10 protein-coding genes are annotated in these 11678 nt (G+C 71.4%); 3 read left to right on the plus strand and 7 right to left on the minus strand.

Annotated features, from left to right (window positions below):
- Positions 1–75: 75 nt before the first annotated feature.
- The 4 genes from JAO84_RS11315 to hrcA all read right to left on the minus strand — a co-directional run bounded on the left by JAO84_RS11315 (position 76) and on the right by hrcA (position 4196).
- A complete protein-coding gene (locus tag JAO84_RS11315) occupies positions 76–819 on the minus strand; it encodes a 16S rRNA (uracil(1498)-N(3))-methyltransferase (protein WP_370412738.1) in 744 nt (247 codons plus the stop codon).
- Entirely contained in the window at positions 816–1940 is a 1125-nt protein-coding gene (locus tag JAO84_RS11320) for a nitronate monooxygenase (protein ID WP_370412740.1), read from the minus strand. Before JAO84_RS11320 ends, JAO84_RS11315 begins: the two co-directional genes overlap by 4 nt.
- Positions 1941–2036: 96 nt before the next feature.
- Positions 2037–3176, minus strand: coding sequence for a molecular chaperone DnaJ (gene dnaJ, locus JAO84_RS11325; RefSeq protein ID WP_265862286.1), 1140 nt, complete (start codon positions 3174–3176; stop codon positions 2037–2039).
- The gene (hrcA, locus tag JAO84_RS11330) at positions 3177–4196 is read right to left on the minus strand and encodes a heat-inducible transcriptional repressor HrcA (protein ID WP_265862287.1); all 1020 of its coding nucleotides are present in this window, start codon (positions 4194–4196) and stop codon (positions 3177–3179) included.
- 167 nt (positions 4197–4363) lie between these two features.
- Between hrcA and JAO84_RS11335 the strand changes: the two genes are divergently transcribed.
- Both JAO84_RS11335 and JAO84_RS11340 read left to right on the plus strand, forming a co-directional pair.
- The gene (locus JAO84_RS11335) at positions 4364–5086 is read left to right on the plus strand and encodes an MBL fold metallo-hydrolase (RefSeq protein WP_370412743.1); all 723 of its coding nucleotides are present in this window, start codon (positions 4364–4366) and stop codon (positions 5084–5086) included.
- Positions 5087–5162: 76 nt separating this feature from the next.
- A complete protein-coding gene (locus tag JAO84_RS11340; protein ID WP_370412745.1) occupies positions 5163–5966 on the plus strand; it encodes a DUF3097 domain-containing protein in 804 nt (267 codons plus the stop codon).
- A gap of 14 nt (positions 5967–5980) precedes the next feature.
- Here the strand turns inward: JAO84_RS11340 and hemW are convergent, their stop codons facing one another.
- The 3 genes from hemW to lepA form a co-directional block, all read right to left on the minus strand.
- Complete coding sequence (hemW, locus tag JAO84_RS11345; protein WP_370412747.1) at positions 5981–7213, minus strand: radical SAM family heme chaperone HemW; 1233 nt, start codon at positions 7211–7213, stop codon at positions 5981–5983.
- 76 nt (positions 7214–7289) lie between these two features.
- Positions 7290–9167, minus strand: a complete 1878-nt coding sequence (locus JAO84_RS11350) for a long-chain fatty acid--CoA ligase (RefSeq protein ID WP_370412749.1) — start codon at positions 9165–9167, stop codon at positions 7290–7292.
- Positions 9168–9337: 170 nt separating this feature from the next.
- Positions 9338–11206: a translation elongation factor 4 gene (gene lepA, locus JAO84_RS11355; protein WP_265862294.1), complete on the minus strand. Its 1869-nt coding sequence runs from the start codon at positions 11204–11206 to the stop codon at positions 9338–9340.
- A 185-nt stretch (positions 11207–11391) separates the two neighbouring features.
- Between lepA and rpsT the strand changes: the two genes are divergently transcribed.
- Positions 11392–11658: a 30S ribosomal protein S20 gene (gene rpsT / locus JAO84_RS11360; RefSeq protein ID WP_265862295.1), complete on the plus strand. Its 267-nt coding sequence runs from the start codon at positions 11392–11394 to the stop codon at positions 11656–11658.
- The last annotated feature ends 20 nt before the right edge of the window (positions 11659–11678 follow it).

Below are 11678 nucleotides of genomic sequence, written 5' to 3' on the forward strand. Positions count from 1 at the left end.
CCGCCACAGCCCGGAGTTATCCACAGGCCACGACGCCGGGCCGAAAGACCGGCCCGTGACGCCGGGCCGCGGCGCCTACGACCAGCGGCCGGTGCGCCCGAGCACCAGCGCGGCCGCCGCCGTACCGGCCGTGGAGGTGCGCAGCACACTGGGCCCGAGCCGGTACGGCCTGGCCCCGGCCGCCTCGAACAGCGCCAACTCCTCGGGCGACACCCCGCCTTCGGGCCCGACGACCAGCACGATCGTGCCGTCGGCGGGCAGCTCGGCGGTGGCCAGCGCACCACTCGGATGGTCACGGTCCTCGTGCAGGACGGCCGCGAAGTCCGCCTCCGCGAGCAGCGCGGCGACCTGCTTGCCGGACATCAGCTCGGCGACCTCGGGGAACCGGGTGCGGCGGGACTGCTTGCCCGCCTCGCGGGCGGTGGCCCGCCACTTGGCCAGCGCCTTCTGGCCGCGCTCGCCCTTCCACTGGGTGATGCAGCGGAACGCGGCCCACGGCACGATCGCGTCGACCCCGGTCTCCGTCATGGTCTCGACGGCGAGTTCTCCGCGGTCGCCCTTGGGCAGGGCCTGGACGACGGTGATCCGGGGCGCCGGCTCGGCGTCCGCGTGCACGGCGGTGACCTCGACGACCAGCTGGTCCTTGCCCTCGGCGGCGGCGACCGTGCACTCCGCCCAGGCGCCGCGCCCGTCGGTGAGCACCAGCTCCTCACCGGCCCGCAGCCGCTTCACGGACACGGCGTGCCGGCCCTCGGGCCCGTCGAGGAGGAAGCCGCCGACGGCGGGCACGGCGTCGACGACGAAGACGGGTGCGGTCACGAAGTGCTCCTGGGACTGGCGCTGGTGGAGGTGGAAGTGGATGTGGTGGCGGAGGAGGTGTGGACGGCGGCGAGTTCGGCGGCGAGCAGCTCGACCAGCCGCCCGGCCGGCAGTTTGCGCGCGAGCCGGTGTCCCTGACCGGCCCACAGGGCCATCCCCTGCGGGTCGCCGGCGGTCGCGGCCGCCTTGCGCAGCGGCGCGGTGAGATGGTGCACCTCGGGGTACGCGGCGGGGGCGTACGGCCCGTGCTCGCGCATGAAACGGTTCACCAGTCCGCGCGCCGGACGCCCGGAAAACGCCCGGGTCAGCTCAGTGTGCGTGAACAACGGATCGGTCAGGGCCCGCTTGTGCAGCGGATGCGCCCCCGACTCGGGACACACCAGGAACGCCGTGCCGAGCTGCGCCGCGTCGGCGCCGGCCGCGAGCACGGCGGCGATCTGCCGGCCGCGCATGATCCCGCCGGTCGCGACGATCGGCAGCCGCACGCTCTCCCGGACCTCGGTGAGCAGCGTGAGCAGCCCGCGCCCGCGTCCGCTGCCCGTGCCGGGCGCGTCGGCCGGGTCGTCGCGATGGGTGCCCTGGTGTCCGCCGGCCTCGATGCCCTGCACGCAGATCGCGGCGGCACCGGCCCGCTCGGCCGTCCGGGCCTCCTCGACCGAGGTGACGGTGACGATCGTGTACGTACCGGCCCGCGCGAACGCGTCCAGCGCGTCCCGGTCGGGGCAGCCGAAGGTGAAGGAGACCACCGGCACCGGGTCGTCGAGCAGGATCGCCAGCTTGGCGTCGTACGCGTCGTCCCGGCCGTGGTCCGGATCGCCGAGCGCCGTCTCGTACCAGGTGGCCTCCCCGGCCAGCTGGTGCCGGTAGACCTCGACGGCTGCCCGGTCGGCGGGCTGCCCGCCGGCCGGCATGAAGAGGTTCACGCCGAAGGGCCGCGCGGTGAGCGCACGGGTCTGCTTGATCTCCTGGTACAGCCCGCCGGCGGTCTTGTACCCGCCGGCCAGGAAACCCAGCGCCCCGGCCTCGCACACGGCGCCGACGAGCTCGGGACAGGAGGCGCCACCCGCCATGGGGGCCTGCACGATCGGAAGACGCGAGAGATCGTTCAGTGCGGTGGACATGCAGGCATCGTGCCATGCCGCCGCGACGCCGCCGAAACGCGAGGGGCGCCCCTCACCACAGAGGGTGAGGGGCGCCCTTCAGGGACGTACGGGCTGTCAGCGTCCGTTGAACGCGTCCTTCAGGCGCGAGAACAGCCCCTGCTGCCCAGGCTGGAACTGCCCCTGGGGCCGCTCCTCGCCGCGCAGCTTGGACAGTTCGCGCAGCAGGCGCTCCTGCTCCGGGTCGAGCTTGGTCGGGGTCTGGACCTCGACGTGCACGATCAGGTCGCCGCGGCCGTTGCCGCGCAGGTGGGTGACGCCGCGGCCGTGCAGCGGGATCGACTGGCCGGACTGGGTGCCCGGGCGGATGTCGACGTCCTCCAGGCCGTCCAGGGTCTGGAGCTGCACCTTCGTGCCCAGCGACGCCGCCGTCATCGGCAGGGTGACCGTGCAGTGCAGGTCGTCGCCGCGGCGCTGGAAGACCTCGTGCGGGACCTCGTGGATCTCCACGTACAGGTCGCCGGCCGGGCCGCCGCCGGGGCCGACCTCGCCCTCGCCGGCAAGCTGGATCCGGGTGCCGTTGTCGACACCGGCCGGGATCTTGACCGTGAGGGTGCGGCGGGAACGGACCCGTCCGTCGCCCGCGCACTCCGGGCACGGGGTCGGGACGACGGTGCCGAAGCCCTGGCACTGCGGGCAGGGGCGCGAGGTCATGACCTGGCCCAGGAAGGACCGGGTGACCTGGGAGACCTCACCGCGGCCGCGGCACATGTCACAGGTCTGCGCGGAGGTGCCGGGCGCGGCGCCCTCGCCGGAGCAGGTGGTGCAGACGACGGCCGTGTCGACCTGGATGTCCTTGGTGGTGCCGAAGGCCGCCTCTTCGAGGGTGATCTCCAGGCGGATCATCGCGTCCTGGCCGCGCCGGGTGCGCGAGCGCGGGCCGCGCTGGGACGCCGTACCGAAGAACGCGTCCATGATGTCCGAGAAGTTCCCGAAGCCGCCCGCGCCGAAGCCACCGGCCCCCGCGCCGCCGCCGGAGGCGGACAGCGGGTCGCCGCCGAGGTCGTAGACCTGCTTCTTCTGCGGGTCCGACAGCACCTCGTAAGCGGCGTTGATCTCCTTGAACCGCTCCTGGGTCTTCGGGTCCGGGTTCACGTCCGGGTGGAGCTCGCGGGCGAGTCGGCGGAAGGCCTTCTTGATCTCGTCCTGCGACGCGTCGCGGCGTACGCCCAGTACGGCGTAGTAGTCCGTGGCCACTTACGACTCCGCCAGGATCTGTCCGACGTAACGTGCCACTGCGCGTACCGCTCCCATCGTTCCGGGGTAGTCCATGCGGGTCGGTCCGACCACGCCGAGTTTGGCGACTGCCTCGCCGCCGGAACCGTAGCCGACCGAGACGACGGACGTGGACGTGAGGCCCTCGTGGGCGATCTCATGCCCGATCCGCACGGTCATGCCGGATTCCTTGGCCTCGCCGAGGAGCTTGAGGAGCACGACCTGCTCCTCGAGGGCCTCCAGGACGGGCCTGATCGTCAGGGGGAAGTCGTGTCCGAAGCGGGTCAGATTGGCGGTGCCGCCGATCATGAGCCGCTCCTCCTGCTCCTCCACGAGCGTTTCGAGGAGGGTCGCGAGCACCGTCGTGACGGTACCGCGGTCCTCGATCTCCTCGAAGGACTCGGGCAGGTCCTGCACCAGCTGCGGCACGTCCGCGAAACGGCGGCCGACGACGCGGCTGTTGAGCCGGGCCCGCAGATCGGCGAGGGAGGTCTCGCCGAACGGCGCCGGGCAGTCGATCACGCGCTGCTCGACCCGGCCGGTGTCGGTGATCAGCACCAGCATCAGCCGGGCGGGCGCCAGCGAAAGCAGCTCCACGTGCCGGACCGTCGAACGGGTCAGCGACGGGTACTGCACGACGGCGACCTGCCGGGTCAGCTGCGCGAGCAGCCGCACCGTGCGGCCGACGACGTCGTCGAGGTCGACGGCCCCGTCGAGGAAGTTGTGGATCGCCCGCCGCTCGGGGGTGGACAGCGGCTTGACGCCGGCGAGCCGGTCGACGAAGAGGCGGTAGCCCTTGTCGGTGGGGATGCGGCCGGCACTGGTGTGGGGCTGGGCGATGTAGCCCTCCTCCTCCAGGACCGCCATGTCGTTGCGCACGGTGGCGGGCGACACGCCGAGGCGGTGGCGCTCGGTCAGCGCCTTGGAGCCGACGGGCTCCTCCGTGCCGACGTAGTCCTGGACGATGGCGCGCAACACCTCGAGCCTGCGTTCGCTGAGCATCGCGCGCACCTCCAGCTGTCGTTCCGGTTCCGGTTGCTCCGCTTTTGGCACTCGCCCTGCCCGAGTGCCAGCAATCCCCCGGCCAGTGTACGGCGGCGGACGTCGCTCCTGGCAAGGAGGCGGCGTCGACCGGGCCGGAGCGGATCCGGACCGGATAGCGTCCCGGTATGGATCTCGACTGGGAAGCGTACGGCTGGGAGCGGCTCGGCGAGGGCGTGGGACGCCGCAGGCTGCCCGGCTGGGACGCCACGACGGGCCTGGTGATCGGACGGGACGCGGTGCTGCTGTACGACACGGGCGCGACGCTCGCGGAGGGCGCGGAGCTGCGCGCGCAGGTGACGGCTCTCACGGGCGGGCGGAGGGTGACGCATGTCGCACTCAGCCACCCGCACTTCGACCATGTCCTCGGCACGGCGGTCTTCGCGGGCGCGGAGGTCTTCGGCGCGGTCGGCATGGACACGCTGCTGCGGGAGGAGGCCGAGGAACTGCGCAGGGACGCGGTACGGCAGGGGGTGGACGAGGCGGCCGCGACGGAGGCCGCCGAGGTGCTCGTCGCACCGAAGCACACCGTGTCCGGCGAGTGGACCCTCGACCTGGGCGGCCGGCAGGTCCTGCTCGCGAACGTCGGCCCCGGCCACTCCGGCCACGACCTGGCGGTGTTCGTGCCCGGCGCGCCCGAGGTGGTCTTCTGCGGCGACCTGGTGGAGGAGTCCGGCGAGCCGCAGGCCGGCCCGGACGCCCTCCCGGGCCGCTGGCCGGCCGCCCTGGACCGGCTGCTCGCCCTGGGCGGCGAGGACGCGGTGTACGTGCCGGGGCACGGCGCGGTGGTGGACGCGGCGTTCGTCCGGCGCCAGCGGGATGAACTGGCACGCCGCTTCGAGGTGTCGTAGCGTCGCCCGAATGGGCGGGCCACGCCCGGGAGCTGACGGACTCTCGAACTGACGGACTCTCGACGAGAATCGAGCCATGCGCAGCTACAACCCGGATCTCACGCCGCCCTGGAAGCGTTCGGCGCCCGTGCCGGAGGTGCCGGCCGATCCCGACCTCGTCGTCGAGGAGGTCTCGACGGGCTTCTGCGGGGCGGTGATCCGCTGCGAGGCGGGCACCGTGACCCTGGAGGACCGCTTCGGCAAGCACCGGGTCTTCCCGATGGAGCCGCGGGGGTTCCTCCTGGAGGGCCGGCCGGTCACCCTGGTCCGTCCTTCCCGCCCCGCCCTCTCCCTCCCCTCCCGCACCGCCTCCGGCTCGATCGCCGTCCCGGGCGCCCGGGCCCGGGTGGCCCGCGCGGGCCGCATCTACGTCGAGGGCCGCCACGACGCCGAGCTGGTGGAACGCGTCTGGGGCGACGACCTGCGCATCGAGGGCGTCGTCGTCGAGTACCTGGAGGGCATCGACGACCTCCCCGCCGTCGTCGCCGAGTTCGCCCCGGCTCCGGACGCCCGGCTCGGCGTCCTGGTCGACCACCTGGTCGAGGGCTCCAAGGAGTCCCGCCTCGCCGCCCGGGTCTCCTCCCCGGACGTCCTGATCGTCGGCCACCCCTACATCGACGTCTGGCAGGCCGTGAAGCCCGCCGCCCTCGGCATCCCCGCCTGGCCGACCGTCCCCCGCGGCCAGGACTGGAAGACCGGCATCTGCCACGCCCTCGGCTGGCCCCCCAACACCGGCGCGGCCTGGCAGCACATCCTCTCCCGGGTCACCTCCTACAAGGACCTGGAACCGGAGCTCCTGGGCCGGGTGGAGGAGCTGATCGATTTCGTGACGGCGCCGTAGGCCAAGGGGCGCCGCTAGTCCACCAGGTCCCGCACCACCGCGTCGGCCAGCAGCCGACCCCGCAGCGTCAGGACGGCCCGCCCCTCCGCGTACGGCTCCGCCGCCAGGAGACCGTCCGACAGCGCCCGCTCGGCGGCCGCCAGGCCCGCCGGCTTCAGCAGCGCCAGCTCGACGCCCTCGCGGAGCCGCAGCTCCAGAAGGACCCGCTCGACGCGCCGGTCCTCGTCCGACAGGACCTCGCGTCCGGCGCCCGGGGACCGTCCCGCCCTCAGCGCGGCCGCGTACGCGCCGGGGTGCTTGACGTTCCACCACCGCACGCCGCCGACGTGGCTGTGGGCGCCGGGGCCGGCGCCCCACCAGTCGGCGCCGCGCCAGTAGAGCTCGTTGTGGAGGCAGCGGCCGGCGTCCGAGGTGGCCCAATTGGAGACCTCGTACCAGTGGAAGCCCGCCGCGGACAGCACGTCCTCGGCGATCAGGTAGCGGTCGGCGTGCACGTCGTCGTCGGTCATGGGTATCTCGCCGCGCCGGATGCGCCGGGCCAGCTGGGTGCCCTCCTCGACGATCAGCGCGTAGGCGCTGACGTGGTCGGGTCCGGCGCCGATCGCCGCGTCGAGCGAGGCCCGCCAGTCCTCGTCGGTCTCGCCGGGCGTGCCGTAGATGAGGTCGAGGTTGACGTGCTCGAAACCGGCCGCGCGCGCCTCGCCGACACAGGCCTCGGGCCGCCCGGGGGTGTGGGTGCGGTCGAGGACCTTGAGGACGTGCTGCCGGGCGCTCTGCATGCCGAAGGAGATCCGGTTGAAGCCGCCCTCCCGCAGCGTGGCCAGATAGGCGGGGTCGACGGACTCCGGGTTCGCCTCGGTCGTCACCTCGGCGTCCTCGGCGAGCCCGAACTCGTCCCGGATCGCCGCGAGCATCGTCACGAGGTCGCCCGCGTCGAGCAGCGTGGGCGTGCCGCCGCCGACGAAGACGGTCCGCACCGGCCGCGGGGCGTCGCCGAGCACCTTGCGGGCCAGGCGTATCTCCTCGACGACCTGCCCCGCGTAGTTGTCCCGCGAGGCGAGCACCCCGCCGGCACCGCGCAGCTCGCTCGCGGTGTAGGTGTTGAAGTCGCAGTAACCGCACCGGGTGGCGCAGTACGGCACGTGCAGATAGAACCCGAGCGGTCGCTCCCCGGCGCTCTGAAGGGCGTGGGCGGGCAGCGCCCCGTCCTCGGGCATGGGCTCACCATCGGGCAGTACGGAAGGCATGCAGCCATTGTCCCGTACTGCCCGACGGTCCCGCCGAGCCTGTGGATAACTCCACACTGCCCTACGAAGGCCCAGGTCAGGCCTCCCGCGCCCCCGCGTACATCTCGTCGATGAGGTGCTGGTAGGTCCGCTCCACGACCGGTCGCTTCATCTTCAGGCTCGGCGTGAGTTCGCCGTGCTCGACGTCGAGGTCGCGGGGCAGGAGGCGGAACTTCTTGATGGTCTGCCAGCGCTGCAGGCCCTCGTTGAGGCGGGTGACGTAGCCCTCGATGAGCTGCTCGACCTGCGGGGAGGCGACGACCTCCGCGTACGACTTGCCGGCGAGGTCGTGCTCGGCGGCCCAGCCGAGGATGGCGGGCTCGTCGAGCGCGATGAGCGCGCTGCAGTAGTTCCGGTCGGCGCCGAGGACCACGATGTTGGAGACGAACGGGCAGACGGCCTTGAACTGGCCCTCGATCTCCGTCGGGGCGATGTACTTGCCGCCGGAGGTCTTGAACAGGTCCTTCTTGCGGTCGGTGATCCGCAGGTAGCCGTCGGCGGACAGTTCGCCGATGTCGCCGGTGTGGAACCAGCCGTCGGACTCCAGGACCTCGGCGGTCTTCTCCGGCAGGCCGTGGTAGCCCTCCATGATGCCGGGGCTGCGGAGCAGGATCTCGCCGTCGTCGGCGATGCGGACCTCGGTGCCGGGCAGCGGCTTGCCGACGGTGCCGGTGCGGTAGGCCTCGCCGGGGTTGACGAAGGAGGCGGCGGAGGATTCCGTCAGGCCGTAGCCCTCCAGGATGTGGATGCCGGCGCCGGAGAAGAAGTAGCCGATGTCGGGGGCGAGGGCGACGGAGCCGGAGACGGCGGCGCGCAGCCGGCCGCCGAAGGCCTCGCGGAGCTTGCTGTAGACGAGCGCGTCGGCGACCTTGTGCTTGGCGGAGAGGCCGAAGGGCGCGGAGGCGGTGCCGGTGCGGCGGAAGTTGTCCTGGGTGACCTTGGCGTACTCGCGGGCGACGCCCGCCGCCCACTGGAAGATCTTGTACTTGGCGCCGCCGCCCTCGCGGGCCTTGGCCGCCACGCCGTTGTAGACCTTCTCGAAGATCCGGGGGACGGCGGCCATGTAGGTGGGCTGCACGATCGGAAGGTTGACGATGATCTTGTCGATGCGGCCGTCGACGGCGGTGACGTGGCCGACCTCGATCTGGCCGGAGGTGAGGACCTTGCCGAAGACGTGGGCGAGCGGCAGCCAGAGGTACTGCACGTCGTCCTGGGTGACCAGGCCGGTGGCGGCGATGGCCTTGGCCATGTACGACCAGCTGTCGTGGCGCAGCCGTACGCCCTTGGGGCGGCCGGTGGTGCCGGAGGTGTAGATGAGGGTGGCGAGCTGCTCCTTGGTGATGGCGGCGACCCGCTCCTTGACCACCTCGGCGTGCTTCTCCAGGTACGCCTTGCCGCGGGCCTCCAGGTCGGCGAGGGTGAGCACCCACTCGTCGGAGGTGTCGACGCCCTCGGCGTCGATGACGACGACGTGGTGGAGCTGGGGCAGCTCGGCGCGCCGCTCGACGGCCTTGGCGTACTGGGCGGCGTTCTCCGCGATCAGGACGCGCGAGTCGGAGTCGGAGAGGATGAACGCCGACTCCTCGGCGTTGGTCTGCGGGTAGACGGTGGTGACGGCGGCACCGGCGCACATGACGCCGAGGTCGGCGAGGATCCACTCGACCCGGGTGGCGGAGGCGAGGGCGACCCGCTCCTCGGGCTCGACGCCGAGGTCGATGAGGCCGGCGGCGATGGCGTGGACGCGTTCGGCGGCCTGCGCCCAGCTGAGCGACTTCCACTCGTCGGGACCCTGGCCGGAGGCGGCCGGTACCGGGTAGCGGTAGGCCTCGGCGTCCGGGGTCCGCTCCACGCGCTCCAGGAAGAGCGCCGCCACGGAGGGCGGCCGGTTCTCGATCAGGGTCTGTGTGTCGCTCACGACGTCCTCCGGGCGGCGGCGGTGCGGTCAGGCGGGGCGTAACTAACTGGCGAGTAACCTTCGAGCGGCTTCAGAGTAGAGCGCCGGGGACTGGCGCGTAAGGGCTTGCATATAACGAACGGGTCTGCACGCCGTCGGCGTGCAGACCCGTTCGCGGTGGCCACAGGTGGCTACTTCTTGGCCTTGCCCGCGGACTCGTCGCTGGAGAGGACGGCGATGAAGGCCTCCTGGGGGACCTCCACGGAGCCGACCATCTTCATCCGCTTCTTGCCTTCCTTCTGCTTCTCGAGCAGCTTCCGCTTACGGGAGATGTCACCGCCGTAGCACTTGGCGAGGACGTCCTTGCGGATGGCGCGGATGGTCTCGCGGGCGATGACCCGGGAGCCGATGGCGGCCTGGATGGGCACCTCGAAGGCCTGCCGCGGGATGAGCTCGCGCAGCTTGGCGACGAGCCGCACACCGTAGGCGTACGCGGCGTCCTTGTGGGTGATCGCCGAGAAGGCGTCGACCTTGTCGCCGTGCAGCAGGATGTCGACCTTCACGAGTGAACTGCTCTGCTCGCCGGTGGGCTCGTAGTCGAGCGAGGCGTAGCCGCGGGTCTTGGACTTCAGCTGGTCGAAGAAGTCGAAGACGATCTCGGCGAGCGGGAGGGTGTAGCGGATCTCGACGCGGTCCTCGGAGAGGTAGTCCATGCCGAGGAGGGTGCCGCGCCGGGTCTGGCACAGCTCCATGATGGAGCCGATGAACTCGGCGGGGGCGAGGATCGTGGCGCGCACGACCGGCTCGTACACCTCGTCGATCTTGCCCTCGGGGAACTCGCTCGGGTTGGTGACCGTGTGCTCGCTGCGGTCCTCCATCACGACGCGGTAGACCACGTTGGGGGCGGTGGCGATCAGGTCGAGGCCGAACTCGCGCTCCAGGCGCTCGCGGATCACGTCGAGGTGGAGCAGGCCGAGGAAGCCCACGCGGAAGCCGAAGCCGAGGGCGGCGGAGGTCTCCGGCTCGTAGACCAGCGCGGCGTCGTTGAGCTGCAGCTTGTCGAGGGCGTCGCGCAGCTCGGGGTAGTCGGAGCCGTCCAGCGGGTAGAGGCCCGAGAACACCATCGGTTTCGGGTCCTTGTAGCCGCCGAGCGCCTCCTCGGCGCCCTTGCTCTGGGAGGTGATCGTGTCACCGACCTTGGACTGGCGGACGTCCTTCACACCGGTGATCAGATAGCCCACCTCGCCGACGCCGAGGCCGTCGGCCGGCAGCATCTCGGGCGAGTTGGTGCCGATCTCCAGGAGCTCGTGGGTGGCGCCGGTCGACATCATCCTGATGCGCTCGCGCTTGTTGAGCTGGCCGTCGACGACCCGGACGTAGGTGACGACGCCGCGGTAGGAGTCGTAGACCGAGTCGAAGATCATCGCGCGGGCCGGGGCGTCGGCGTTGCCGACGGGGGCCGGGATGTCCCGGACGACGCGGTCGAGCAGCGCCTCGACGCCCATGCCGGTCTTGGCGGAGACCTTGAGGACGTCCTCGGGCTGGCAGCCGATGAGGTTGGCGAGCTCCTCGGCGAACTTCTCCGGCTGGGCGGCCGGCAGGTCGATCTTGTTGAGCACCGGGACGATGGTGAGGTCGTTCTCCATCGCCAGGTAGAGGTTGGCCAGGGTCTGCGCCTCGATGCCCTGGGCCGCGTCCACCAGCAGGATCGTGCCCTCGCAGGCGGCGAGCGAGCGGGAGACCTCGTAGGTGAAGTCGACGTGCCCCGGGGTGTCGATCATGTTCAGGATGTGCGTCCGGCCCAGCTCCGGCCCCTCGGTGGGGGCCCAGGGCAGACGGACCGCCTGGGACTTGATCGTGATGCCGCGCTCACGCTCGATGTCCATCCGGTCGAGATACTGGGCGCGCATCTGCCGCTGGTCGACCACTCCGGTCAGCTGGAGCATCCGGTCGGCAAGGGTCGACTTGCCGTGGTCGATGTGCGCGATGATGCAGAAATTGCGGATCAGAGCCGGGTCGGTACGGCTCGGCTCGGGCACGTTGGTAGGAGTCGCGGGCACGCAGGGTTCTCGTCTCGGGCGATGTTCAGAACGGATACGTAGGCTCCATCGTCCCATGACTGCGGGCGGGTGCTCGGTTTGGGCGGTCTGGTGGGCGGCTGATATCGTGGACGGCTGTGTCTCGTATGCCCTCTCAGCTGCGTGACACGTCCTGAAGAAACATCGAACCTGTAAAGGCTCTTTTCGTGGCGAACATCAAGTCCCAGATCAAGCGGAACAAGACCAACGAGAAGGCGCGCCTGCGCAACAAGGCCGTCAAGTCGTCGCTCAAGACCGCGATCCGCAAGGCCCGCGAGGCTGTCGCCGCCGGCGACCTCGAGAAGGCCACCGTGGCCGCTCGTGCCGCTTCGCGTCAGCTCGACAAGGCTGTCTCGAAGGGTGTCATCCACAAGAACGCCGCCGCCAACAAGAAGTCGGCGCTGGCCACCAAGGTTGCCACCCTCCAGGGCTGAGCTCTCTGATGTGACCGGCC

It is taken from the genome of Streptomyces fradiae, assembly GCF_041270065.1.
Taxonomy (GTDB): Bacteria; Actinomycetota; Actinomycetes; order Streptomycetales; family Streptomycetaceae; genus Streptomyces.

Excerpts from the sequence above, each read along its gene's own strand:
- hrcA (WP_265862287.1), bottom strand. The coding sequence starts at position 4,196 with ATGCTCAGCGAACGCAGGCTCGAGGTGTTGCGCGCCATCGTCCAGGAC.
- JAO84_RS11320 (WP_370412740.1), bottom strand. The coding sequence starts at position 1,940 with ATGTCCACCGCACTGAACGATCTCTCGCGTCTTCCGATCGTGCAGGCC.
- hemW (WP_370412747.1), bottom strand. The coding sequence starts at position 7,213 with ATGCCTTCCGTACTGCCCGATGGTGAGCCCATGCCCGAGGACGGGGCG.
- JAO84_RS11340 (WP_370412745.1), top strand. The coding sequence starts at position 5,163 with ATGCGCAGCTACAACCCGGATCTCACGCCGCCCTGGAAGCGTTCGGCG.
- JAO84_RS11335 (WP_370412743.1), top strand. The coding sequence starts at position 4,364 with ATGGATCTCGACTGGGAAGCGTACGGCTGGGAGCGGCTCGGCGAGGGC.